The following is a 24,277-nucleotide window of genomic DNA, read 5'->3' as shown; positions in this document are numbered from 1 at the left end:
TCCGTGTTCTCATTTTTAAACACACATAAGGTCTTTTTAGTAACAAAATAGCCTCTGGTCAATCTAAATACCCAATTTATTCAGCCTTCACAAAAACCCAAGCTGTATAAAGTTTCAGCAAAAATCAAAAAAATATACACACTTTCTCAGGAATATTTATTTAATTTAGATAAGGTTTACTTGTTAAATTACTTATTATTAAGTATATTTATTTACGGCAAAGTTCTGATATCAACTAGGACTCGTATGTTTCCCATTAGGCAATTTAGCAATTAACTGCTAGGTTGTATCAGATTGACTGTAACTTTTTCATCGAAGACAACGAGGGATAATTGAGCATGACGCAACAGAAGCGAGCGTTGATTACTGGTATTACCGGTCAAGATGGTTCATATCTGAGTGAGTTTTTGCTAGAGCAAGGTTATGAAGTTCATGGCATAATTCGCCGAACTTCTACCTTTAACACAGACCGCATCGATCACATCTACGAAGATCCTCACAAAGAAGGTGTGCGGTTGTTTCTTCACTACGGTGACTTGACGGATGGTACAACGCTGCGCCGTATTTTAGAAGAAGTTCAGCCAACAGAAATTTTTAACTTGGGCGCTCAATCCCATGTAAGAGTTAGCTTTGATTCACCAGAATACACGGTGGATGCAGTAGGAATGGGAACACTGCGTTTGTTAGAAGCAATTCGTGACTATCAAGGACGTACTGGAATTCAAGTGCGGTTTTATCAAGCGGGTTCTTCGGAAATGTATGGTTTGGTACAAGCAGTACCTCAAAGCGAGACAACACCGTTTTATCCACGCAGTCCTTACGCTTGTGCTAAAGTTTACGCCCACTGGCAAACAATAAACTACCGCGAATCTTACGGTTTATTTGCTTGCAATGGTATACTTTTTAACCACGAATCACCACGACGAGGTGAAACCTTTGTAACCCGCAAAATTACCAGAGCAGTAGCCAGAATTGTTGCAGGTAAGCAGAAAAAAATCTTCATGGGTAATCTTGACGCCAAGCGAGATTGGGGCTATGCGAAGGATTACGTTAAAGCAATGTGGCTGATGTTGCAGCAAGAGCAGCCAGACGATTACGTAATTGCTACTGGTGAAACTCACTCAGTTAAGGAGTTCCTGGAACTGGCATTTGGTTATGTAAATCTTAACTGGCAAGATTATATAGAGTTTGATGAGCGGTATCTTCGTCCATCTGAAGTGGACTTGCTGATTGGCGATCCTACCAAGGCACAGCAGAAGTTAGGCTGGAAACCGTCAGTAACTTTTAAAGAACTAGTTGCTCTGATGGTGGAAGCAGATTTACAGGCTTTGGGTCACACCTTACCCAATGGGAATGGTGTTCAATTTCCACATGATATTGCTACTACTCGTCAAGAACTGGGCGCTCTCCACTTTTGATTCACACTGCTGAGGATAACAATATGACTGCCTTAGAACTACAAAGTAAACGGATTCTCGTCACCGGTGGAGCGGGGTTTTTAGGTCGTCAGGTGATAGATCAGCTGTGTAAGGCAGGGGCCGACCATGACAAGATTACAATACCGCGATCGCGTCAGTGTGATATACGTGTATGGGAAAATTGCCAACGTGCAGTTGACCAACAAGACATAATTATTCACCTAGCTGCTCACGTCGGTGGTATTGGTCTTAACCGGGAAAAACCCGCAGAGTTATTCTACGATAACTTGATCATGGGAACCCAGCTAATTCATGCTGCCTATCAAGCTGGAGTAGAAAAATTTGTCTGTGTTGGCACAATCTGCGCTTATCCCAAATTCACCCCAGTGCCATTTAAAGAAGATGACCTGTGGAATGGCTATCCAGAGGAAACCAACGCTCCCTACGGAATTGCTAAGAAAGCGCTTTTAGTCCAATTGCAATCTTACCGCCAGCAGTACGATTTTAATGGCATTTATCTGTTGCCAGTAAATTTATACGGCCCAGAAGATAACTTTGACACCGGAAGTTCCCACGTCATTCCAGCGTTGATTCGTAAAGTTCACGAAGCCCAACTTAAAGGAGAAAAGCAGCTCCCAGTTTGGGGTGATGGTAGTCCTACCCGCGAGTTTTTATACTCAGAGGATGCGGCACGAGGAATTGTCATGGGTACTCAATTTTACAACGACTTGGAACCAGTTAACCTGGGCACGGGTTATGAAATCTCCATCCGCGATTTAATTACACTCATCTGCGAACTGATGGAGTTTGACGGTAAAATTGTTTGGGAAACTGACAAACCCAATGGTCAACCCCGCCGCTGTTTAGATACAGAACGGGCAAAGCAAGCCTTCAATTTCACCGCTCAGGTAAGCTTCCAGGAAGGGCTAAAGAATACGATTGAATGGTATCGTCAACACGCTGCATAACAAGTACTAATGTAGGGTGGTGTAAGGTGGGCAATGCCCACCTTATTTGTTTTGATATCATGAATTTTATGGACAACATTGATCCTCAATTAAGTAAAGTAGAACTACGTCGTCATCTGCTCCAAACACGTCAATCAATGCCCGTCCGAGAGTGGAGAGAAAAAAGCGATCGCATCTGCTCTCATCTGCAAACTTCTGTTTTGTTCACCCAAGCAAAAACAATACTTGCTTACTTCAGCTTTCGTCAAGAACCTGACCTCAGTCCACTATTTGCAGATACTAAATACCGTTGGGGTTTTCCTCGCTGTGTTGGTAAGTCCCTTCATTGGCATATTTGGACACCTGAAGATTCTGTGCAAACTGGCGCTTATGGAATTACCGAACCCCATCCCAACACTGCAAAAGTTGAATCTGCTGAAGTGGATCTAATTCTTGTCCCCAGTGTTGCTTGTGACCATCAAGGATATCGCCTAGGCTATGGCGGAGGATATTACGATCGCCTACTCAGTTCAACTGAGTGGGTTACAAAACCAACCATAGGAATTGTATTTAATTTTGCCTATTTACCCCAACTACCTATTGAACCTTGGGATAAACCGTTAAAAAATGTTTTTACTGAAACTGGCTGGGTTAACTCTTAAAAAACAGTAGCCTTGCACAACAGTTGTCTCTCAATCTCATCGCACGCCACACGTACACCTTTTTCTAATCACAAAATACGTCCAATAGGCATAAAAAGTAAAATCCGCAAATTTAGTCAGATGGTTAATTTCAAAATCCAAAATTCACGACTACAAATTCTTGGAATGTATGCATTATTGGGAGCGATCGCACTAGTAACACTCTTTCCATTACTATGGCTAATCAGCACAGCTTTAAAATCGCCAACAGAAAATATATTGCAGTCGCCACCGCAGTTACTACCAAGTCAACCCACACTTGATAACTTCTCTAGCGTGTGGAACTCTCTACCTTTTGGACAGTACTTGTATAACAGTACCGTAGTATCTATGCTGACTGTTGGCTTGAACCTATTATTTTGCGCTTTAGCTGCGTACCCGTTGGCAAGACTGTCGTTTGTAGGGCGAGACTGGATTTTTATTGCGATCGTTTCTACAATTATGATTCCTTTCCAGATTGTGATGATTCCCCTCTACATTTTGACGGTTCAGTTGGGTTTGAGAAATACTTATTTGGGGATGATTTTTCCTAGTTTAGCTTCTGCCTTTGGCATTTTTCTATTGCGGCAAGCTTTTATGAGTGTCCCTAAAGAAATAGAAGAAGCTGCCCGTATGGATGGCAGTTCTGAGTTAGGCTTATGGTGGCATGTGATGTTACCAGCAATTCGCCCAGCACTAGTTACCCTAGCTATTTTTGTATTTATTGGCGCTTGGAGTGACTTTTTGTGGCCTTTAATTGTCATCCAAGACGAAAATTTATACACTCTACCTTTAGGAGTTGCAAAACTAGCAGGTACGTTTTCTCTTGACTGGCGATTGGTAGCCGCTGGCTCAATAATTTCGATCGCTCCAGTACTACTACTATTTTTATTTTTACAACGTTATATTGTACCCACTGAAACTGGTAGCGGGGTTAAGGGTTAAACAGTTTAAATCCAAGAATTCCAAAAATTCTTGGATTTAAACTGTTGAATTTTGAATCAGTATGAGAGTTAAAACAACTTAATAAGCACCATTCTTTTTTAATACCACCCAGATAGTTTTAAGAATCAGACTCAGATCGTAAGCTACAGACCACTTGCGCTGATAAGCTATATCCATGCTGACAATGGTTTCAAAATCTTTAATGCTAGAACGACCATGAGCCTGCCATTCTCCGGTTATACCTGGTTTGACTCGCAATCTTTCCCAGTGGTGCGGTTCGTAATGCATAACTTCATCAGGGGTGGGTGGGCGAGTACCAACTAAACTCATATCTCCCACCAAAACATTCCAAAATTGGGGTAATTCGTCCAAGCTAGTGCGGCGTAAAAATTTGCCAACAGGAGTAATACGAGGATCGTCAACAGATTTAAAGATGTGACCTTTGGCTTGGTTTTTGACTAAATGCTTGAGTTTATCAGCACCGACGATCATGGAACGGAATTTCCACATGCGGAAGGATCTTCCATGCAGACCGCAGCGAATTTGAGAATAAAATATTGGGCCTGGATCTTTAAAAACAGTAGCGATCGCTACAGGAATTGCTACTATAAGTGTGATACTCAGTCCGACAATGGCTCCCAGAATATCAATTAATCGTTTTGTAGTGCTTACAGTTGAGGGGTGTAAAGGCTGTTGTAAGAGATTAACTGAATGAAGATGATTCACAAGTGCTAACTGATCCACAACAGGGCTTTTTGTGTCAGTAGTAAAAGTAGACATAGACATGATTTTTATTCGGTTTTTACTTGTTTTGTCGTTTCTACTGAGTTTCTACTGAGTGTTAATATAGACAATATTGTAACCAGCTAAAAACCGAAACCTTAAAGTTTACAGAATCTTACAATTAAAGTGGTAGATTTTAAATTTCTAGTTTTATTTCTTAAAATAAAAACAACAAATGTTAGAATAACGCGCGGACTTAGGAGTAAAAATTAGTTTTACTGGCAAGGCTGCGCGTTGTGGTTTGCATATTTCTTGAAGATCAGACTGTCCTGAGACATTATTCTTAATGATCAACCTCTAAAACGAAATTCACCGTATAAGGTTCCTCCAATGACTGTTGATTGCTAGCTTTGATCATATCTAGATAGTGACGCAGACAAAACAGTTGTTGAGAATTCGGACGATAGGTGAGACTACCTTGTTTTTCAAAAAGTGGTGCATTGGCGATCGCCTTGTAGTCAGAATTTCCCTGAGAACTGTGGGTGAGCCAGGTTGAGTCTATCACCGAAGGTATCAAACCTGGAGGTAGTTCACCCTCCAAGAAAGCCAGTAAGCGTTGCTGACAAGTCCGGGTATTAATGCCACGGCTCTCGAATAACTGGATAATTTCACCGAAAGATAGGGGTCTGTCTGGCAGAAGCCGCAGTAATTCTGTGAACAGGAAATAATCAGTATACTGTTGCCTGGGTATTTCTAAAACCTGGGGATGCAAAGGTAGCATCGCCAAACCATAAGCAACCTGACTACAACAAGGAGCGCCATTTTCGCCAAGATATAAATCTTGAATAATCTTAGCGTTGGGGAGTTTTTGCCGTAGCCAACGGTTCACCGTTCCTACAGAAGTTACGCCACCAGTGAGGATAGCTTGATTAATTGCTTCTGTGGGTATACCACGAGCTACCAATAACTTATTGAATTCTCGGTTCAGGCGGCGGACAAACGGGATAAACACCTGGCTTTCTAAGTCTCTTCGCTGCAAAATCCACCGCTGATCGGCTAATTCCAGGGTAAAAGAGTCTTGGTGTTGCAAAATTAGCTTCAGAGCAAGCGCTGCATCCAATACCGCCTGTCCCAGAAGGGAACTCTCTAGACGCTGCTGGAGCCGAATGCGAGCGGTGATATCTGGTTCCCCAACTCTAGGTAATTCTAATTCTTCTAACCCCAAACTATGCCAGCGCATTTGGTCTAAACCAGGAATAGCTGGTTGCCATTGCCAAGGGTTACTGCTGATAGTTTTGCTATCGCCTTGTGTTTCTACGCGTGATTGCCGAGATTTTGGTGGTAATAACAGTTGGCAGATAATGTCTTGCTCAATGCCTTTACCTGCATAGGCAAAACTGTGGAGCATGAAATCATTATGTGTCAATTGCACCAGACTTTCTGGTAAATCTACCAGTAACATTTCTGTTGCAGTTGCTCCAATGTTAATCACGAGGGTGTTACCAACAAGAGGATGTTCGCTGGTTCTTGTCGGACGTAAACCCTGACGCTCACTTAATTGTACTTGTTCACCGTTAGCACTATCTAGTTGCGGCAATAGACTAGCGATCGCTTCCTCAACGAAAAAGACTTGTTGGGGATGTTGGATAAGTTTGCTAGTTAATACAGCTTCCCGCACATTGAAGCGATATTGTTCCGACCAGCTAGATGGGCAGGTGCAGATCACACCAGCAATGTTATTAATAATCTTTGGAAAAGTTTGTTCGTTAATACCAACAGCAGCCGCAACTAAACCAGGGGTGGTACTGGTGCGATCGCACTTGAGAGTCAATAGCAGCTTCGAGAGCGATCTGACAACCCAAATCAAAGGGCCAGCAGAAAATTCATTTAATTGCAACACAGGTTCCCATTTTTGTTGTTCACTCTTGTAGGGAATGGCTACTTGCAAATAGGGTTTCAACTGCGCCGAGTAAAGATTGTTCGTTGGATCTGGTGCTGAAATAGTAGCTGAGTGGTCAGGGACTTTCTCCTGAGCAACAGCCGCGGGTGCTGTTTGTTCCTGTGCTTCAATGCTTTCATTTTCTCCATGAGGCACAGAAGCCGCAGGTAAATAAACCTCTGCTGGTAAGCGAAACGATTGCTGAAAGGAAGTTGTTCCCGGTTGTTTTTCTGCTGACCAGTAAATAGGATACACAACAAAATTGGAACTATTTAACAGTGCTGCCGAAATTCCAGTTGTACCCAAATCAATTCCTAAATACCAGACTGATTCTAGAACATTGAGTTGAATTTCTGGATTATTTATTGAGTTGGAAATTGAACTTGAAAAGCTTTCCTGAACAGGATTTGTGACTTGCTTTTTTTTTTCAGTTTTTGATCTAATGTCTAAGTTAGCTTCTGTCTGAGGCTCTGCCAAGTAAGACACAGCAGGAGTTGCAGAATTTTCTGGTGTCTGCATTTCTGGCAATAACTGCCTGGACTGAGATTCAGCTTGAGGAGAAGTTGAGCGGTGCGTGTCTTGCTTTTTACCAACTACTTCCTGAGAATTATCTAAGTTAGTGGCAGGCTGTGACTCAGAATTTAGTTGCCGATCAAAGTTAGCCAAATCCTGATCTAATTGCTGCAACTGCTGTTCATTCAAGGAAATATTAGGTAAAGAAGGAGTCTGAGTTTCCTCAGAAGAAAGTAAATTTTCGTGTGGCGAAGCAGGAATATAATAATCTAAAAAATGTTCTTGAGTGTCATCGTGAATTACGACTTCCGATGTGGCAATTGGCAAGTCACGCGCAATTCCCTCTGATTCTGTAGTTACTGGATTATTCACAGAAGATGATACTTCCAACTGTTGCTGCTCACTGCCTGCATCCGTCAATAAATCAGTCAAAGTTGTAATTGTATCAGCAATGGCTGGCTGAACACGGAGTTGCACAGGTAAACTGTCTATTGCCAAAACTTCTTCTTGGGGCAAGGTAAAGAAACCAACAGGTGCGGCTAGAAAAGTATCCTCTTCAAACAATGGCTGTTGTGACTGTGATGATGTTGTGGCTTGTACTGGCTCCTCTTGGGTTTCTTCTAGGTTAGGGTTGTTCAGCTCTAAAAAACCCGCCTCTGGCACATCAGACCAAGGATCTGGCATTGTAATTGCAGAATCCGCTTGTTGCAGTTGATTGGTTGGGGGTTGAGGTGAGCTTTCAGCGATACCCAACGCTGATGGTGAGCCTATAACATTGCTAGTACCAAACAAACTGGCATAAAGTTGGTCTACTTCATCACCTAACTCAAAATTATCTTGCTGTAATTCAGTTGAGTTTGCATCAGATTCAGGCGAGTCTACACCAAGTTGCAATAGTACAGCATCTAAATCCTCTATGTTGGCAGTATCTTGTTGATCGGAATTAATTACCAGAGAGGATATTTCTGGTTGGATAAAATCTGAAGCTTGGGGTACAACCTCAGTACTGCTAGCAGTTGGTACTGCTACTAAATCAGCTAATGATGGTGATGGAACTGGTGTTTCAGCTTCCAAACTGGGGAAAGATGGCTGAGTAGAGGATTGTTGCTGCAAATACTGGGTCACATTGTTGAGAAAACTCGTCATCAATTGTTCGCCTTGCACTCCTTTGCTATGCATTCTTGCTAGTGCTTGCGATAAAGATTCGTGATATGTATTAATGTTGCGTTGTAGTGCCTCAAAAACAACATTTACAGTCCCATCTAGTGATAGTAAGCGTTGATCTAACTCCTTGGACAACTGCGTTAACCGTTCGACGCGATCTGGTGACTCTAACAAAGGTTGTGGCTCGCAGGTTGCTAGTTCTAGGTTCGCGCTATTGCTTGTTTTTGAGAAACTGGGAGAATCTGTTAAATTCTGTGCTAAGTGTGGTGTTATTGGCACAAGGCGACTCATGAGTACCTGTAAAAACTCAGAAATCATCTGCTCCTGTTTTGCCAACTGCTGTGCTAAAGAGTAGTTTTGCGATCGCCTTTGCTCTAGCTGTCTAATTTCTTGGACGAGAGCTGCTCGCTCTTGCAATAACCCTTCTAATTCTGCTCGCAAGGGCTGTATTAATCCAGAAAATTCACTCTTTAATTGTTCTGCCCCAACAGTACTCTGCTCTTGATCGGGTTCGTCTTCTAATAGTGAAGACTGGTTGTTACCTTGATCGATAAATCTCGCCAACAAAGGCGATACTAGCTGTCCAGAAGACTGATTTTGAGTGGCGCTTTCTAATGCCTCATCTTGTAGCTTAACTAAGAATTCACGAATTCGTTGTAAAACTTCTTTAGGCTCTTGCGCCTGACCAGACAGCAACCTAGATAGGCGCTTACCACCGCTGGTAAGTAAGTTGTCAATGTCTGCAATCAGTTTTTGAGTTTCATCTGCGCGGAAAGTCACTTTAAATCACCTTAGCTAGAACTGTACGTCAACCAGTGTGGGAATTACTTCACAATTACCGAAGTGTTGAGTGGTAAAAGCTTTTCTCCTGTGGTCGATGCTGCGCTTAGCTTGCTTCGACCTAGGGGTACAGAGCTGTTTCACCGCTGCTTAAACTTCTGACTGCCATTATGTTATCGATTGATGGGAGTCTTAGTAATCGTTAATTAGCATCTGGTCTAGAAGATTAGCTTGACAGCTAATTGTAGTCTGGGGATACACACAATATTCCGCGGTTCCGCTAGCGCGGCAGTTTACACGGCACTGTGTTCTTTCACTAAATAGCCAATGTTACAACCACACGGACTTAATAGCATAAAACATAGAAAAAAATGCAACAATCAAGCAAACTGCCTTTGTTAATGAACGCTGGAATACCGATACCAAATTGATAACCTCAGTAAATACTACTTCGACGGTTACTAAGCTAAATAGTATACCTATAAATTAAGTAATGCTGAGTATCTCATCAATGCTGAGGAGACAACCGCATGGGCAAAGAGAAGTCTGATGGTCTGTATTACTACTGCCGAGAGGCAACATCGCGCTCAGAACTTCGGTAGCTTCGTCTTTACTTAGCACGGGCCATGCCCTGCTACGCTAACAATACTCAGCACCGTTTCGGTAATTAGATAGCAAAATGGTTTGTTTTACCTAGTTCTTTATTACTGATAACCGCTAAAATACGTGAGCAAAAATTTACTAGCTTGAGTATCATTGATTTTGTCTGTCTATATTTTTAAGTAACCAAATTTGCAGTGCAGCTAGCCGCTTAGAAACACTTCAGCGGGTCATAAACAACTTTTTGCAAAACTTTGACTTTTTTGTAAACCTATAAAAGGTTGTTTAGAAAAACGTTCTTGTCGCTTTCTTGTGTAGGATAGTTTAGTTTTATCTTTGAAAGGGGCTGTGCTTTGATAGCTTAGGCTGAAAATGGTGTTCTTGTTTTTTATGTATATAGCCGCTTAAATAAAGATGTTGTAATGGAAGACCGATATAGCTTGCAGGCACCCGCTAATCCTTGGATGATCACGTCGGCTCCCTTTTTCCAAGGGTTGCCCGAAGCTGTTGTGGAACCAGCCCTGACCCATCTTGTTACCCGTACTCACCCAGCTAATCAAGTGATTCTGCTAGAAAATGACTGGGGTGGTTCTGTGTATTTTATTGGGGATGGATGGGTCAAAATTCGCACCTACAACATGGAAGGCAAAGAGGTAACGCTGAATATTCTCGGTAAGGGGGAATTATTTGGTGAAATGGCGGCTTTAGATGAAGTACCTCGATCTACCGATGTAATTACTCTTACCCCTACGGTGATTGGTAGTATGCCTGCTCAGGATTTTGTCAAGTTACTTCAAATAGAACCCTTGGCGGGAGTCCGATTATCGCAACTGATGGCACGACGTTTGCGGCAAGTAAATCGCCGCTTGCGGTTGCGGGAATCTGATAGCCAATCGCGGGTGGCAGACACATTACTATTTTTGGCAGAAGGTCAAGGAAAAAAAGGGCATACAGGCACCGAAATTCCTAATTTACCTCACCGAGAATTGAGTAGTTTGAGTGGATTGGCGCGGGAAACAGTGACACGAGTATTGACAAGATTAGAAAAAAAAGGGTTGATTAAACGGGATCCGGACACTATTTGTATTCCCGATTTGTCAGCTTTGGAAAGAATGATAGTTTAACAACTTGTCAGAATATGAGCATTTTAGATTCTCTGCCAGATGAGCCGGAGAAAGATCCATCGACTGAATCCCAAGCTTCCCTAAATCAATGGTCAGATACACAAGCGCAGTTGACGCATCCCCAATTAAAATCGGATGCGCCCTTAAGAATGGTGGAAACAGCATTTTTAGCTAGTACTGCTAGCTTGATTTGGTTTATTAATTTCTATTTTCCGCTGGGCCCATTATTACGGATCTTTTTTCCAATACCGATCGCTCTAGTTTATCTGCGTTGGGGTAAACGAGCGGCATGGATGGCAGCTCTCACCTCTGGGCTACTGCTGGCAGTACTGATGGGGCCATTTCGTAGTTTACTATTTATCATGCCCTTTGGGTTTATGGGTGTGCTTTTGGGGGCGACTTGGTATCGTCGTCGTGTTCCCTGGATTGTTTCCATCATCTTGGGTACGCTGCTAGGTACTTTAGGGGTCTTTTTTCGGCTATGGTTGCTGTCTGTGTTGTCGGGTGAAGACCTGTGGATTTATTTGATTACCCAGGTGACGGAATTCATCGAGTGGATATTTCTGAAGCTAGGTTTATTAGCGAGTCCTAGTGTATTTTTAATTCAAGTAGGCGCGATCGCTTTAATCATACTCAACAACTTTGTTTACCTATTTGTGGTACACCTAGCAGCATGGCTACTTTTTGATCGCTTGGGAAATCCCATTCCTCGCCCGCCAAATTGGGTACAAGTCCTCATGGATTATGAAGGTTAGTCCAAAGTCCAGAGTCAAAAGTCAAAAGTCCAGAGTAGCTAACTTTGACCCTTGACCCTTAACCCTTGACCCTTAACTTATGATTCGTATTTATACCCAAATAGAACAGGGTGAAGAATGGCTGCGACGGCATCGCAGTTGTTTACCTGTATTTACCTGCGTTTTAGGATTTACTGCAACTGGTTTGATTCCAGGAATTTCAGCCGCCGGTCGAACTCCTGAAGATCGCAAATATACTGCTTGTGCTGATGCCGAGTTTTTGTATTACGGTTCTGCACGAAAGCCTCAATATCCCCTTCCACCACTGGCGGCGGGGGCTTCGCCTGTGCTGATTTCTCGCGCTGTTGTTGAGGCATTCAAGATACCAGTTTATTTATTTAATGCTGGTTTACCTCAATCTCCTGCTGTGCCAGCAATTGATTTGGGTGGCACTCCTGCTAGGTGTTTAAGTGAAGGCGCTGCTATGGAATTAACAACGGTACGCCATTTGTTAGAGCAAGGATTACTGTGGGGAGAAAGCCTTGCTAGCAATATTCAACAAGGATATTTGGTCTTAGGTGAGTGCGTCGTTGGAGGCACTACAACCGCCCTAGCGATTTTAACTGGCTTGGGTATAGAAGCAGCGGGAAAAGTCAATAGTAGCCATCCTGTTTGTAATCACGCGCAAAAGTGGGCGATAGTACAAGCGGGGTTGGAGAAGATGAGAGTAACAGAGGGGAAGATAGATCTCCAAAATCCGAAATCCAAAATCCAAAATTCTTTAGATCCTCTACAACTTGTTGCCGCAGTGGGCGATCCGATGCAAGTGGTGGTAGCTGGGATGGCGATCGCTGCTAGTCGTAGTTGTGGCGTTTTGCTGGCTGGCGGGACGCAAATGCTGGCGGTTTATGCTTTGATGAGTGCGATCGCTCAAGCTTACTCTTTATCATGGCAACCAACAGAAGTAGTTGTAGGTACAACTCGTTGGGTAGCAGAAGACCTTACTGGTGGTACGGTTGATTTAGCCCTCAGCTTAGCCAAAAGTAGCCTAACTCAAAGTGGAGGAACTCCTCCTCTATTAGCAACTCAACTGAGTTTTGCTGATTCTCGTTATCCTCAATTCCAAGCTTATGAGCAGGGCTTTGTGAAAGAAGGTATGGGCGCTGGAGCCGCTTGCATAGCCGCCCATCTTAGCTACGATTGGCAGCAAAGTCAACTTTTGGCAGCCATTGAAAACCAATTTGAACGTTTGTGTCTAGTCAATAGCCAATAACAAAACTACCGGACTAAAACAGCTTCCGGTAAATCTTTGAAATATTGACTATTGACTAATTAGTGAATTCTTTCTCTGAGTAATTGTTCTTCTAGGGCTGCAATGCGATTGTATGCTGCTGTTAATTGCGCTGTCAGTCTTTGTATTTGAATTTCTGGTGTTAAGCTTTGATCTCCAGCTTGACGATTCAAGTCTAGATAAATACCATCTGTCAATACATCCTTGTGTTCTAAATCTGACTTAGAACTGATATTTCCCTTTAAAGGGTAACGTCCAGCCTCACTATTTTCCTGATAATTATCCCTTTGTTGTGTTTTTGCTAAGGAACACTCTGATAAAGCTTGAGAAACTTTTGTTTCAAGTTGCTCAATCATTTGGTAGAGGGCATCCAGTTTATGGCTCAACGTCATAATCTGCTTCTGTAATGGCTCCATTTAATACCTTTAACCGCATATTTTCTCTATGTTATTCAATTTACTGCAAATCTTAAACTTACTTATGAATTATTTAAGTATTCAAATTTTTTGTGTAAATCTGATAATTTAATCCTTAATTCTAGACATAACTCGATATTTACTTTCAGCATCAATAAACAATTTTATTGAGAAAAATGAATCTTTAGGCATTTATTCTCATAAAAACTCGCTAAATCTAGAGACGTTGCAATGCAACGTCTCTACAGTGGTCTATCTGTCGCATTCTTTTTTCAAAATTGTATGGGTAGTGCCTAAATTTGGTAGGCTTGCAGGTATGCTGTAATCAATGTTTTCGTTTCTGCTAGGAGTTGTTCGCGGAAGATTTGATCACGGGTAAGAGAGAGCCATAGCAACTCGTTGACAGCTTTCACAATAGTTGTGGCAATTAATTCACACTTTGCTCTATCTAAAGATGGGTTTCGCTGTTCTAAAAAATGAGCAAGTTCTTTAATAATCTGTGGGTCGTAAGTATCTAGGGTATTGATATCTGCTACTACCATCAGATCGATCAATTGTTCTAATACCGCACGATAACCGGGATGATCGGTTGCAAACTGGTCAAAAGCATCAACCATGCGCTCAGCATAGACCGCAATTGGGGCTTCTGCTAGTTCGGTATGAAGTTCTACAAACAGGTGATATTCCTGCTCAAAGTAATGATTTGCCAAAGCTTTAAGAATCGCTTCTTTGTCAGGGAAGAACTGGTAGAGCGAGCCAATGGGTACTTCTGCATGAGTTGCGATCGCTCTTGTTGTGGTCTGATCGTAGCCACGTTCGATAAATAGCTGCTCGGCAACACTAAGGATATATTGGACGCGCTCCTGGCTGCGTACCTGCTTTGGTTGCCGCCGCATTTTTGCTGGCTTTTGAAGATCATTTACCATCGCCAAAAATCATCCTTGCAAAAAGTGAACAATGTTCATATTATAGAGATGTGAACATTGTTCATATCTTACTTCAATTCCACCTGGCGGAGGTAATTATATGCAGTCTATGAATTCCGAGTATTTGCAACCAGTCAAAGGTAATACGAGCGGACAGATGTGGGCAATCGCCAAAAACTTTTTTCGGATGTTAAAAGCAACAAAAGCATTCTTGACGCTGCTGATCGACGACAGTGGAAATCTGGGTGCAGTTGGAAAGTTGAGCACTGGTTTGGTTAACACTCATGCTTTCCATGTTGCCGTTGAAGCAATGAAGGTAAAACCAGAAGTCGCTGAAATAATTGCAGAACGCTATATGGCTCCCCCGCATGATTTGGAAGCCCTGTTGCAGTATCCCAAGGACTCGTTGGGCTACACCTATGCTAGCAGTTTGAAACAGTCAGGTTTTCAGACATTGGCGGCTGAAGTCGAAATTGATTCGGATACCAGTTATGTTGAAAATCGCTGGCAACAAACCCACGATATTTGGCACATTATTACCGGATTCGACACCAGTGAAATCGGTGAAATTGGTTTGCAAGCCTTCTACCTGGCACAGTTTCAGCTACCGCTTGCAAGTATGCTGATCGCCAATGCCTTGATTAGCATCACGCTGTTCCAACCTGAAGTCTTATCTCCACTTCTGGGCGCGATCGCCAAGGGATGGCAAATGGGGCAAACAGCCAAACCACTTATTGCTCAAAAATGGGAGGAAGCTTGGGAAAAACCAGTTGCAGTGTGGCAATTAGAAATGAATGTGCAACCTATTTCATAGTCTGAATATCGAGGTAGTGCGATCGCACAACCGACAAGACACAGCTCAAAGTATAAAAATCAGAGTGAAGCTAAGCGTGACCAATAGGTTGTAAGCCGTGAGTCATAAATCAAAGAAGATTATCCTAATCTGACGCATTTCAAATGACTAAATGGCCTACTGAGCTCACGTAAAACGGTAGAAATTTGAGGTTGAATTTAAAACTAATTAAGCGCAATACAAATTATGCTTATGCACTAATTTGCTCACGATTATGTGGTGCGTCAAAATCAATCAGCGGCCCTTTTGGCACAATCCGAGTTGGATTAACTTGGGGATGGCTTCTGTAATAATGTCGTTTGATATGGTCAAGGTTGCAAGTTTCCTTAACTCCCGGCAGCTGATAGAGTTCTTTGAGATAATTCCACAGATTGGGATAATCTACAATCCGACGTAAGTTGCATTTAAAATGCACATAATAAACTACATCGAAGCGGAACAAGGTAGTAAACATACACCAGTCCGCTTCTGTAATTTGATTTCCGCAAAGATAGCGCTGATTTCCTAATACTTTTTCCCAGTGGTCAAGAGCCGCAAATAATTCCGTTACAGCTTCATCATAAGCTGACTGAGTAGTAGCAAAGCCCGCACGATACACACCGTTATTTATTGGTTGATAAATTGCATCAATCGTTTCATCAATTCTTTTTTGTAAATGTTCTGGATAAAAGCTAATATTTTGTTTAGCTAAAGCATTGAATTCTGTATCGAGCATCCGAATGATTTCGCGGGATTCGTTATTAACTATTGTTCGTTTTTGAGTATCCCACAAAACTGGAACTGTCACTCGTCCACTGTAGTTAGAATCAGCCTTTAAATAAAGTTGCCATAGATACTGAGTGCCATTGACCGTATCAGGAATGCTCCCTGGTTCATCGGTAAATTCCCAGCTATTTTGATCAATTTCCGCAGCAACTACCGATAAACCAATGACATCTTCCAGCCCTTTCAACTGGCGCATAATTGCAGTGCGACATGCCCAAGGACAAGCCCAGGAAATATACAAATGATAGCGCCCTGGTTCAGCTTTAAAATCACTAGAAACATCAGTTGTAATTTGATTGCGGAAAGTTGTTGATGGTCGAACAAATCTACCTTTAGAGTCTTCTTGCTCTCGTTGAGATATCCACTGACCATCTTTAAGGATTCCTAAACCCATAATTATCTCCTTGGTCAAGAGTCAAAATAATTCATAACTAATAATTCATAATTAATAATTACTAATTCATAATTGCAATTAGCGAAAAGCTCTGTAGGCGGGTTCCTCTCCCGCAGAAATTTTCGCTAGTACCTCACTAGGTGAAAACCGCTATATGAATTAATAATTATTTGGTCAATGGTCAATATTTAAACTTTGGACTATTGACTACTCAGCGTTGAGAATTTTTGGTACTTTGAAAAATTCGCCTTCTTGTTCAGGCGCACTGTTAAGGATTGCTTCTCTATCGGGATATGGTTGTAATTCATCGTCTCTAGTAACGTTACTGACATCAATAGCCCTTGTTGTCGGGGTAACATTACTGACGTCAAGCTCATTCATCTGTTGGACATAATCTAGAATATTTCCTAGCTGAGAAGTGAATTGTTCCTCTTCTTCTGGGGTCAATTCTAAACGAGCGAGATTAGCAACTTTGCGAACTTGTTCACGGTCAATCATAAATTGTCATTAGTCACTAGTCATTGGTCATTGGTCATTAGTCATTAATCCATTAGTAAATGACATAGACGCCCAAAGGGCGGCTTTCCTTAGGGTAGGACTAATGACTGATGACTAAAAGAATACGTCAATTTGCGATCGCCCAGTGGTTTTCAACCAGTTTTGAGCTTCGATGTAGTTGTTGGGAGCCATGCGAATAGCTCTAATCCAATAGTCTGCTGCTTGGTCAAATAAAGCTTCGCCGCCGTCATTATCCCCAGCTTCTTTAGCCCTTTCGCCTTGGTAGTGGTAAATCACAGCAATATTATTCAAGGCTTGGGGTAAGCGTGGGTTTAACTCGATTGCCTGATGATACAACTCTAAAGCCTTGCTGTGGTCGCCGTTGCTGGCATAAATCAGCCCCATGTTGTAGAGAATATAACCGCGATCATTGGTGTCTTCCTCTAGTGTTAGAGCTTCTTCATAGTATTCCAATGCTTCAGCATATTCCCCTTCTGCCTGGGCTGACATGCCATCTCGGTAATAAACAAATGCTTCTTTGGCTTTTTTGTTTGCTGGCAGGATCTTCAGGATGATATCCGCCATCACTGTAAAGGATTTGTCAACAAAATTATCGTTTTTTTGCGTTCTTGGCATATGTGCCTCTGTGTTTGTGTAGCTATTTGAAGATTAGGGATGGGTATTGGATATTGAAAAAACTCTTCTCTAGTCCATAGTATACAGCCCCAGTCTAGTCCCCACTAATGGGCATGATGCATTCTGGACTGTTATGCCGAGGGTTGTTTACTAGGGTGCTAACTGGGTAAGCAGTCATTGCTGGTGCTGGATAGGGACGCAATAGTTGCTGTAGTGGTTGGGGCGTTTGCACTTGAGGATCTAGCCATAAATCGTAATCTTGTGGCTCTAAAATCACTGGCATGCGATCGTGGATAGGTTGCAGTAGTTCATTAGCTGCCGTTGTCAAAATTGTACAAGAAGTTATTTCTTCATTGGAAGGCGTTCGCCAAGTCTCCCACAACCCCGCGAAGCCAAAAGGTTGCCCATCTTGAAGACGAAAATAAAACGGCTGTTTTTTACCTTGTTGCCTTTGCCATTCATAAAAGCCGTCAGCTAGCACTAAACAGCGTCGGTGCTTAAAAGCTGACCGAAAAGACGGTTTTTCGGCAACAGTTTCCGCCCTAGCATTGATCAGTTTCGCTCCTATTCCTGAATCTTTCGCCCATGAGGGAATTAATCCCCAACGTAATTGCTGAAATTCCCGCTTATCACTATCAAGTTTATGTAACACTGTTGCCACCATTTGCGTAGGTGCAATGTTATATTCGGCTGCTAAATCCAGAACTTGCTGAACATGGAAAATATGGGCTAAAGCCGTTGCTGGCTGGTTTAAAGTAAATCTTCCACACATACTTTTATTCTCAACCACTGACTAAAATTAAACATCTAATTACCGAAAATAAATAATAATTTTTTTTATTTTTGCAGATAATTATGCGTTGCACTCAGAAACTAAAATATAAGAAAATATCCGGTTTTTTGAAAATCATTTGGTAAGATATTGTATTTTGAACCCTTAATTCTCAACATATTCCTCACATACTTTTGGCATGGAAACGCTGCGTTTGTACGATTTTTTACCTTCTGGGAATGGTTATAAGATACGTCTTTTATTGACACAACTGGGTATGCCCTTTGATAGGGTAGAAGTTAACATCTTGAAAGGCGAGACTAAAACACCAGAATTTTTAAGTAAAAATCCTAACGGGAAGATACCAACTTTGGAAATTGAACCAGGGAAATACTTGGCTGAATCAAATGCCATATTGGTGTATCTAAGTGAATGCACAGAATTTTTACCTTACGACCGCTTTTCGCGATCGCAAGTGCTGCAATGGTTGTTTTTTGAACAATCTAGCCATGAACCTTTTATTGCTACCTCAAGATTTTGGATTTCAATTTTGGGTAAAGCTGAAGAATATCGTGAAGCTATAGAGCAAAAACGTAAACCGGGTTATGCAGCACTTAGCTTGATGGAAAACCATTTAACCTCTCACATTTTTTTTGTGGGAGATCGTTACACTATTGCTGATATTGCCTTGTTTGCTTACACTCATGTAGCTGATGAAGGTGGGTTTGATTTGACACAATTTCCTGCTATCCAAGCTTGGATAGAACGAGTCAAAGCTCAGCCGAGACATATTAGTATTACACAAGAGTAAAAATTCTGCTTTGTGAGTTTTTGGCTTTTGTTCCCTGGCTCTACCAGGGAATACATTGAGTGAAGCTATTCACAACTAAACAGCAAAGTAACAAAAAAGTAATTAATACTAAGTTTCAGTGTTAATTTCAATTATTTTTTGCCGAGAAGATAAACCAATCTTAATTTGGATATAAGATTTGGACACATCAAATTTTTCGGCTAGTAGTTTAATTAACTCTTCATTAGCTTTGCCATCTACTGGAAGCGATTTTAAATACACAATCAGACTGCCGTCAGGTTGTTCTTCGATTTTCTGTTGCTTTGAATTAGGTTTAACCTTGACTTCTTTTTGCATAACCGATTCCTTGTAATTGCCGCAGCCACAACCAACCTAAAACACAACCCAATGCATAATGAGGAAAATCCCACCAAGCAAAAGTAGTACCAAGCAACAATTTACCTATTAAGGTAGTGCGAATCTCCTCTAACAGTGGCGGATGCCAAAGTTGCAATAATTCGAGTATACAGGTGATGACAAAAACCCATAAAGGAATTTGGATTACTGCTGCCCGACTTCTAGCAAACCAAAACGCAAATAAGCACCAAAATATTTCGTAAAACACGGCTGCACCGTAGTCATTAAACCACTGATAGGCAGGCCCAGTGTAATACTTAAAGAAAAAGCCCATCACAACAACGATGAGCAGAGAAAGAATGATAAATATTGATTGGTTACGGTTGCGATGCATTTTTACAAGGCTAGAGACTAAGCAAGATTTTAGCCTCTGCACCGCCAGTTCCTCAATAATTCGTAATAGTAGGATCTTAATTATGAATTACGAATTATGAATTATGAATTATTTTGTTATGGATATCTTCTGCTACCAGCACCAACCACACCAATTTTATGCCGATAGGAGAGTTCGGCACCAAACCAGCCGGAAACGCTAGTTAGCGTACCAACAACAAGCGAGATTAACAATCCCCAAGGCAATATCCGTGACTCAGGAGCACCCAAACGTAGCAGGAAGTTGACGAGTGTCAAGACTAAAAGAGAAACGTTAAGAATCAGATGCGCCCAGCCGGCGCTACGCTTGCGGACTCGTTCTATTTGTAAAAAGTCGCTCAAGCCGATCGCAGCTGCTAAGACGCCTCCTGCTAAGCCGAGTCCGATTAACCACAATGAAGCTCTAGCCCAGAAGAAATCACGAGTTAACCAATAGCCAAAGTCGCTTCCCAAGGCGGCGGCGAGAAAGGCTATAGGAAAGATCACACTCAAGGGGTGTAAAGGATGTCCAGCGATCGCAACTGTACTAGGTACACCGCTATCACGATACTCACTATCGTTACTTTCAATAACTGGCGGGATATTTGGGAAAGGTGTAGAATTTGTTTCCGTAGTTTCCATTAGCTTAGTATCCTAATTTTAAGCGGTAGGTATCTGTTCAACATGAGCTTCAGCTTGCAGCGTTAATTTGCCTGTTTCTACTTCTAGTTGCTTAACTCGCAGGCTCATTCCTTCTAAATCGAAGTTACTTAAATTCAAAATTTCGCTGGTTTGATCTATCAAAGCTTTTGTCAAATCTGGAGATATTTCCTCGCCTTCGCCATACTCGACATTTTCCAGAGAAACTGTTTGTCCGTTAGGGTTAACACGGGGTACTGCTGAAAAATCAACTTGCTTGGTTTCGCCAGTTTCTTTTATTAGGATGTTGGCATTCAATGCTACTTTGCTCTCACCAGGTAAGCGAAAGTCTACGTGTTGAAGTTCAATAGCTACTGGTTGCCCGTTGAGGTTTATTTTCTGACTTTGCAGTTGTGAGCGTACATAGTCAGAGTTGAAAGCGCGATTGATATCAGTTTCGATTAGCACAACCCGTGTGCTGGCTTCAGTAGATTTAGTCAGTTCAATTTTGCCAAAAGCAACACTCAAAGGATTAATAGCAACGCTATTCATTTGCATTTCCATTTCTTCCATGCGGAGGTCTTTTTGCATTACTAAACCTTCGCCTTCAATGGTGACTGCATCTACTTGTCCCTGAACCAGTTTGAGCGGATCGGCTTTTACATTTACATCTAAACTTTCTACTTCATCTAACTGGCTAGATAAACCGATTTCTGCCGCTTTATTCAGGGCTTGCTCTCCTAGTCCAGAACTTTCTGGCATTATTAATTAATCTCCTATTTAAACATCCATGAGTCAATCTATAAAACTAATATTAAAAATTTATCTATCTGAGGATGGAGTACAGATTATATTCTTGTATATCTAAAAGTAGAAGTAGATAAAATATGAGAATAATATTTGATTTTCTATCTAGAGTTGCGAACTTTAATCGCTCAAAAGAAAGATGGAATATACCTAACCTATGTGCCAACCTGATATTAGTAATAAATACGAACACTTGGCCGAGGAGAACAACAGATGGTAGTTACTTTAGATGATACCAAACGCAATGCTATTGCCATTAAGTTGGCAGGGATGAAATCAGTTCAAAAATTAATCATTGAAAACGAACAACAACTTTTGAAACAAGGACTCGATACCGAAATCGCTGATCGCATTAGAGATTTCCTCAAAGATGACGAAAAAAATCTGGGCATTCTGGAAACTGTAATCGGTCAGTATGGTATTCAGGCCGAACCAAAACAAGCTATTCAACAAATGATTGAAACTGTTCGGAAATTATTCCAAGGTTCCGAATTAAGCTTGTACGAAAAAGTATTTCAGCATGAGTTGTTAAAGCATCAACAAGCAATGACGGGCTTGATAATTCACAAGGCAGCACAAAAAGTTGGTGCTGATGTAATGCTGGCGATCGGGCCTTTAAATACCATTAATTTTGAGAACCGCGCTCACCAAGAACAACTCAAAGGCGTTCTAGAAATTTTAGGTGTCCGCGAACTAACTGGACAAGATGCAGATCAAGGAATTTGGGCACGCGTCCAAGATGCTGTGGCAGCATTTAGCGGTGTAGTAGGCAGTGCTGTTACCCAAACCAGTGACAAAAAAGATATGAATATCCAGGATGCTATCCGCCTGGATCATGGTAAGGTTAACACCTTGTTCACTGAACTGCTGCAAAGCAACGATCCACAAAAGATCCAAGAATATTTTGGTCAAATTTTCAAGGATTTAACTGCTCACGCTGAAGCTGAAGAGGAAGTTGTCTATCCGAGAGTACGTCCTTTCTACGGTCAAGACAACACCCAAGAGTTGTTTGATGAACAAGCTGAAATGAAGCGGGTGTTACAAGAAATTAAGGCTCTCAGCCCTTCTTCATCTCAATTTAAAGACAAAGTTAGACAATTGATGGAAGCTGTTGGCGACCACATGCGTCAAGAAGAAAGCACAATGTTTGCTGCTATTCGCAACAACTTAAGCTCAGACCAAAGTGAGCAATTAGCTACTGAATTCAAAGCTGCTAAAACCCGGATTCAACAAAAATTGGGCGTTGTCAGCGAATCGAAAATGTAATTAGTCGAAAGGCTCAGATTCCCAACTTATTAAATAAGTCGGGAATCTTGTATAAACATTGCTCACTTTTTACATCAAATAAAAAGACGCGATTCATCGCGTCTTTTATTTTGTAATTAATATATTGAAAACGATATTTAACTACAAACTTGTTGCAGTGTCGTGGTGAAATTAGGGTAGGAAATAGCAGCGGCTTCTGCACGGTGAATAGTAGTAATTCCAGTGGCGACTAAAGCCGCGATCGCTAAACTCATGGCAATGCGATGATCTGTATAGCTATCTACGTCAGTACCCACTAAAGGTGTACCGCCAGTAATTTCCATACCATCGGGTAATTCGGTTACTTTTGCTCCCATTTTATTGAGTTGTTGAGCCATTACAGTAATGCGATCGCTTTCTTTAACCCGCAACTCAGCTGCATCCCGAATAATTGTCGTCCCCTCAGCAAACACCGCTGCCACTGCCAAAATTGGAATTTCATCAATTAATCTGGGTATGATATCCCCGGCAATGGTGCAGCTTTGCAAACGACTAGAACGCACGCATAAATCGGCTACTGGTTCACCAGCAACTTCTCGCTGATTTTCCAGTTGGATATCTGCTCCCATAAGAGCTAAAGCTTCCAAGATCCCCGTGCGACTGGGATTAACGCCCACATTCTCAATTACTAGTTCGGAATCGGGGACAATTGCCCCAGCCACTAACCAAAAAGCAGCTGAACTGATGTCACCTGGTACAATTACGGACTGTCCATGTAATTGAACTGGACCCGTAATAGTCACGCTGTTAGTTTCTGGCTCGATGCTAAGTTCTGCCCCAAATGCCCGTAGCATCCGTTCGCTGTGGTCGCGAGAAAGCGCGGGTTCTGTAACAGTAGTTTGTCCCTCAGTCATTAAACCCGCAAGCAAGATGCAGGATTTAACTTGAGCAGAGGCGATGGGGGAGAAGTAGTGAGTGGGTTTGAGGGCTTGTCCTTGAATTGCCAGGGGTGCTAAAGAGTTGCCTTTGCGTCCCCAAATTTGGGCCCCCATTTGTTGCAAAGGTTTAACTACGCGAGACATGGGGCGCGATCGCAAAGAACCATCACCCGTTACAGTAAAAAAACGCCCTGGATGAGATGCCAAAATACCCAACATCAGTCGCAGTGTTGTGCCAGAGTTACCAGCATTTAACACATCAAAGGGTTCTTGCAAGTTCCCCAGACCAATCCCTTTAACCCGTACCAATTCCGTATTCAATTCCGAAATTTCCGCACCCATAGCTTGAAAACAGCTAGCAGTGCTACGGGGGTCTTCTCCTAAGAGAAGACCTTGGATTTGAGTTTCACCTTGGGCTAAAGCACCCAACATCAGCGCCCGGTGGGAGATAGATTTATCCCCAGGGACTCGGATAGAACCCTGTAAGGATAGTTCATTAGAGGGGCGCTGAATTATTAACTTATGAGAAAAGTCTTCTTGAGTTTCTAGGGTTATAACAGAAGCCGACATTTAGGATACACTGGCTTTTGAATACACCGGAAGTTCATAAGTAACTTAAATTTGCCACTGCTGATGACTTCCTGCCTAGTATCCTATCGCTTTTTGCTGTATGAAATTTACTCAAATCTTTGGGAATTTTGCCTTAAAGTAATAACAAGAAGATTTACAAGCTTTATTTGATCAGCTTTCTCTACAAAAAGCGCCATTTTTGCAGTTTAAACCCATATACTACCTATTTGCACTCTGATTCGTCTAGCTTAACAACTCAGCAGATTCAGTTAATATTAAGCATGTTTTACTATTTATGTTGTTTACCTTGACCTGCTAGACCCCAATACAGTTCAGTTAAGCCCAAAAAATTAAATTATGTAGGTTGGGTTGAGGAACGAAACCGAACGTTTGCAGGCCTTT

The 24,277-nt window shown here is 41.9% G+C and carries 23 protein-coding genes; 10 read left to right on the top strand and 13 right to left on the bottom strand.

Annotation, left to right across the window (positions count from 1 at the left end; genetic code table 11):
- The first annotated feature begins 338 nt into the window (after positions 1-338).
- The 4 genes from gmd (at position 339) to HCR01_RS00435 (ending at position 3,990) form a co-directional block, all read left to right on the top strand.
- Positions 339-1,418: a GDP-mannose 4,6-dehydratase gene (gmd, locus tag HCR01_RS00450; protein ID WP_193193498.1), complete on the top strand. Its 1,080-nt coding sequence runs from the start codon at positions 339-341 to the stop codon at positions 1,416-1,418.
- A 23-nt stretch (positions 1,419-1,441) separates the two neighbouring features.
- Entirely contained in the window at positions 1,442-2,386 is a 945-nt protein-coding gene (locus HCR01_RS00445; RefSeq protein ID WP_193193496.1) for a GDP-L-fucose synthase family protein, read from the top strand.
- A gap of 68 nt (positions 2,387-2,454) precedes the next feature.
- A complete protein-coding gene (locus HCR01_RS00440; RefSeq protein ID WP_193193494.1) occupies positions 2,455-3,027 on the top strand; it encodes a 5-formyltetrahydrofolate cyclo-ligase in 573 nt (190 codons plus the stop codon).
- Between the two features lie 120 nt (positions 3,028-3,147).
- Positions 3,148-3,990 (top strand): carbohydrate ABC transporter permease, encoded by an 843-nt coding sequence (locus HCR01_RS00435; RefSeq protein WP_193193492.1) that lies wholly within the window; start codon positions 3,148-3,150, stop codon positions 3,988-3,990.
- 78 nt (positions 3,991-4,068) lie between these two features.
- Here the strand turns inward: HCR01_RS00435 and HCR01_RS00430 are convergent, their stop codons facing one another.
- On the bottom strand, positions 4,069-4,776 hold the full coding sequence (locus tag HCR01_RS00430) for a sugar transferase (RefSeq protein WP_193193490.1): 708 nt from the start codon (positions 4,774-4,776) through the stop codon (positions 4,069-4,071).
- A 280-nt stretch (positions 4,777-5,056) separates the two neighbouring features.
- On the bottom strand, positions 5,057-9,109 hold the full coding sequence (locus HCR01_RS00425; RefSeq protein WP_193193489.1) for a hypothetical protein: 4,053 nt from the start codon (positions 9,107-9,109) through the stop codon (positions 5,057-5,059).
- A 1,022-nt stretch (positions 9,110-10,131) separates the two neighbouring features.
- Between HCR01_RS00425 and HCR01_RS00420 the strand changes: the two genes are divergently transcribed.
- The 3 genes from HCR01_RS00420 (at position 10,132) to cobT (ending at position 12,840) form a co-directional block, all read left to right on the top strand.
- Positions 10,132-10,833, top strand: coding sequence for a Crp/Fnr family transcriptional regulator (locus HCR01_RS00420; protein ID WP_193193487.1), 702 nt, complete (start codon positions 10,132-10,134; stop codon positions 10,831-10,833).
- 14 nt (positions 10,834-10,847) lie between these two features.
- Positions 10,848-11,588 carry a DUF2232 domain-containing protein gene (locus tag HCR01_RS00415; RefSeq protein WP_193193485.1) on the top strand — a complete coding sequence of 247 codons (741 nt, stop codon included), beginning with the start codon at positions 10,848-10,850 and terminating at the stop codon, positions 11,586-11,588.
- Positions 11,589-11,667: 79 nt separating this feature from the next.
- On the top strand, positions 11,668-12,840 hold the full coding sequence (gene cobT / locus HCR01_RS00410; protein WP_193193483.1) for a nicotinate mononucleotide-dependent phosphoribosyltransferase CobT: 1,173 nt from the start codon (positions 11,668-11,670) through the stop codon (positions 12,838-12,840).
- A 59-nt stretch (positions 12,841-12,899) separates the two neighbouring features.
- Here cobT and HCR01_RS00405 read toward each other — a convergent pair whose 3' ends face one another.
- Entirely contained in the window at positions 12,900-13,274 is a 375-nt protein-coding gene (locus tag HCR01_RS00405; RefSeq protein WP_193193481.1) for a hypothetical protein, read from the bottom strand.
- A 293-nt stretch (positions 13,275-13,567) separates the two neighbouring features.
- Positions 13,568-14,200: a TetR/AcrR family transcriptional regulator gene (locus HCR01_RS00400; RefSeq protein ID WP_193193479.1), complete on the bottom strand. Its 633-nt coding sequence runs from the start codon at positions 14,198-14,200 to the stop codon at positions 13,568-13,570.
- A 100-nt stretch (positions 14,201-14,300) separates the two neighbouring features.
- Between HCR01_RS00400 and HCR01_RS00395 the strand changes: the two genes are divergently transcribed.
- Positions 14,301-15,014 (top strand): Coq4 family protein, encoded by a 714-nt coding sequence (locus HCR01_RS00395; RefSeq protein ID WP_193193477.1) that lies wholly within the window; start codon positions 14,301-14,303, stop codon positions 15,012-15,014.
- 229 nt (positions 15,015-15,243) lie between these two features.
- On the opposite strand, the gene HCR01_RS00390 is transcribed toward HCR01_RS00395, so the two are convergent.
- The 4 genes from HCR01_RS00390 to HCR01_RS00375 form a co-directional block, all read right to left on the bottom strand.
- Positions 15,244-16,212 carry a glutathione S-transferase family protein gene (locus HCR01_RS00390; protein WP_193193475.1) on the bottom strand — a complete coding sequence of 323 codons (969 nt, stop codon included), beginning with the start codon at positions 16,210-16,212 and terminating at the stop codon, positions 15,244-15,246.
- Between the two features lie 207 nt (positions 16,213-16,419).
- The gene (gene gatC, locus HCR01_RS00385; protein WP_191757515.1) at positions 16,420-16,710 is read right to left on the bottom strand and encodes an Asp-tRNA(Asn)/Glu-tRNA(Gln) amidotransferase subunit GatC; all 291 of its coding nucleotides are present in this window, start codon (positions 16,708-16,710) and stop codon (positions 16,420-16,422) included.
- Between the two features lie 114 nt (positions 16,711-16,824).
- Positions 16,825-17,346: a photosystem I assembly protein Ycf3 gene (locus tag HCR01_RS00380; RefSeq protein ID WP_162398059.1), complete on the bottom strand. Its 522-nt coding sequence runs from the start codon at positions 17,344-17,346 to the stop codon at positions 16,825-16,827.
- 94 nt (positions 17,347-17,440) lie between these two features.
- Positions 17,441-18,118, bottom strand: coding sequence for an SOS response-associated peptidase (locus HCR01_RS00375; RefSeq protein WP_193193473.1), 678 nt, complete (start codon positions 18,116-18,118; stop codon positions 17,441-17,443).
- A 199-nt stretch (positions 18,119-18,317) separates the two neighbouring features.
- On the opposite strand from HCR01_RS00375, the gene HCR01_RS00370 reads away from it, so the two are divergent.
- Positions 18,318-18,929, top strand: coding sequence for a glutathione S-transferase family protein (locus tag HCR01_RS00370; protein WP_193193471.1), 612 nt, complete (start codon positions 18,318-18,320; stop codon positions 18,927-18,929).
- 108 nt (positions 18,930-19,037) lie between these two features.
- Here the strand turns inward: HCR01_RS00370 and HCR01_RS00365 are convergent, their stop codons facing one another.
- From HCR01_RS00365 to HCR01_RS00350, 4 genes are all read right to left on the bottom strand, one after another.
- The gene (locus tag HCR01_RS00365; RefSeq protein WP_193193469.1) at positions 19,038-19,265 is read right to left on the bottom strand and encodes a DUF167 domain-containing protein; all 228 of its coding nucleotides are present in this window, start codon (positions 19,263-19,265) and stop codon (positions 19,038-19,040) included.
- Positions 19,243-19,659 (bottom strand): DUF2809 domain-containing protein, encoded by a 417-nt coding sequence (locus HCR01_RS00360; RefSeq protein WP_193194195.1) that lies wholly within the window; start codon positions 19,657-19,659, stop codon positions 19,243-19,245. Before HCR01_RS00360 ends, HCR01_RS00365 begins: the two co-directional genes overlap by 23 nt.
- 116 nt (positions 19,660-19,775) lie before the next feature.
- Positions 19,776-20,318 (bottom strand): DUF2231 domain-containing protein, encoded by a 543-nt coding sequence (locus HCR01_RS00355; RefSeq protein WP_193193467.1) that lies wholly within the window; start codon positions 20,316-20,318, stop codon positions 19,776-19,778.
- A gap of 18 nt (positions 20,319-20,336) precedes the next feature.
- Positions 20,337-21,077, bottom strand: coding sequence for a DUF2993 domain-containing protein (locus tag HCR01_RS00350; RefSeq protein WP_193193465.1), 741 nt, complete (start codon positions 21,075-21,077; stop codon positions 20,337-20,339).
- A 258-nt stretch (positions 21,078-21,335) separates the two neighbouring features.
- On the opposite strand from HCR01_RS00350, the gene HCR01_RS00345 reads away from it, so the two are divergent.
- The gene (locus HCR01_RS00345; RefSeq protein ID WP_193193463.1) at positions 21,336-22,388 is read left to right on the top strand and encodes a hemerythrin domain-containing protein; all 1,053 of its coding nucleotides are present in this window, start codon (positions 21,336-21,338) and stop codon (positions 22,386-22,388) included.
- A gap of 137 nt (positions 22,389-22,525) precedes the next feature.
- On the opposite strand, the gene aroA is transcribed toward HCR01_RS00345, so the two are convergent.
- Positions 22,526-23,875, bottom strand: coding sequence for a 3-phosphoshikimate 1-carboxyvinyltransferase (gene aroA / locus HCR01_RS00340; protein WP_193193461.1), 1,350 nt, complete (start codon positions 23,873-23,875; stop codon positions 22,526-22,528).
- Positions 23,876-24,277 lie beyond the last annotated feature (402 nt).

Source organism: Nostoc sp. MG11, assembly GCF_014904695.1.
GTDB lineage: Bacteria > Cyanobacteriota > Cyanobacteriia > Cyanobacteriales > Nostocaceae > Komarekiella.
The sequence above is the reverse complement of the archived record's forward strand: the minus strand, read 5'-3'. Positions and strand labels throughout refer to the sequence as shown.

Coding starts and splice junctions, on each gene's coding strand:
- gmd (WP_193193498.1), top strand. CDS start 339: ATGACGCAACAGAAGCGAGCGTTGATTACTGGTATTACCGGTCAAGAT.
- HCR01_RS00445 (WP_193193496.1), top strand. CDS start 1,442: ATGACTGCCTTAGAACTACAAAGTAAACGGATTCTCGTCACCGGTGGA.
- HCR01_RS00440 (WP_193193494.1), top strand. CDS start 2,455: ATGGACAACATTGATCCTCAATTAAGTAAAGTAGAACTACGTCGTCAT.
- HCR01_RS00435 (WP_193193492.1), top strand. CDS start 3,148: ATGGTTAATTTCAAAATCCAAAATTCACGACTACAAATTCTTGGAATG.
- HCR01_RS00430 (WP_193193490.1), bottom strand. CDS start 4,776: ATGTCTATGTCTACTTTTACTACTGACACAAAAAGCCCTGTTGTGGAT.
- HCR01_RS00420 (WP_193193487.1), top strand. CDS start 10,132: ATGGAAGACCGATATAGCTTGCAGGCACCCGCTAATCCTTGGATGATC.
- HCR01_RS00415 (WP_193193485.1), top strand. CDS start 10,848: ATGAGCATTTTAGATTCTCTGCCAGATGAGCCGGAGAAAGATCCATCG.
- cobT (WP_193193483.1), top strand. CDS start 11,668: ATGATTCGTATTTATACCCAAATAGAACAGGGTGAAGAATGGCTGCGA.
- HCR01_RS00405 (WP_193193481.1), bottom strand. CDS start 13,274: ATGGAGCCATTACAGAAGCAGATTATGACGTTGAGCCATAAACTGGAT.
- HCR01_RS00400 (WP_193193479.1), bottom strand. CDS start 14,200: ATGGTAAATGATCTTCAAAAGCCAGCAAAAATGCGGCGGCAACCAAAG.
- HCR01_RS00395 (WP_193193477.1), top strand. CDS start 14,301: ATGCAGTCTATGAATTCCGAGTATTTGCAACCAGTCAAAGGTAATACG.
- HCR01_RS00390 (WP_193193475.1), bottom strand. CDS start 16,212: ATGGGTTTAGGAATCCTTAAAGATGGTCAGTGGATATCTCAACGAGAG.
- gatC (WP_191757515.1), bottom strand. CDS start 16,710: ATGATTGACCGTGAACAAGTTCGCAAAGTTGCTAATCTCGCTCGTTTA.
- HCR01_RS00380 (WP_162398059.1), bottom strand. CDS start 17,346: ATGCCAAGAACGCAAAAAAACGATAATTTTGTTGACAAATCCTTTACA.
- HCR01_RS00375 (WP_193193473.1), bottom strand. CDS start 18,118: ATGTGTGGAAGATTTACTTTAAACCAGCCAGCAACGGCTTTAGCCCAT.
- HCR01_RS00370 (WP_193193471.1), top strand. CDS start 18,318: ATGGAAACGCTGCGTTTGTACGATTTTTTACCTTCTGGGAATGGTTAT.
- HCR01_RS00365 (WP_193193469.1), bottom strand. CDS start 19,265: ATGCAAAAAGAAGTCAAGGTTAAACCTAATTCAAAGCAACAGAAAATC.
- HCR01_RS00360 (WP_193194195.1), bottom strand. CDS start 19,659: ATGCATCGCAACCGTAACCAATCAATATTTATCATTCTTTCTCTGCTC.
- HCR01_RS00355 (WP_193193467.1), bottom strand. CDS start 20,318: ATGGAAACTACGGAAACAAATTCTACACCTTTCCCAAATATCCCGCCA.
- HCR01_RS00350 (WP_193193465.1), bottom strand. CDS start 21,077: ATGCCAGAAAGTTCTGGACTAGGAGAGCAAGCCCTGAATAAAGCGGCA.
- HCR01_RS00345 (WP_193193463.1), top strand. CDS start 21,336: ATGGTAGTTACTTTAGATGATACCAAACGCAATGCTATTGCCATTAAG.
- aroA (WP_193193461.1), bottom strand. CDS start 23,875: ATGTCGGCTTCTGTTATAACCCTAGAAACTCAAGAAGACTTTTCTCAT.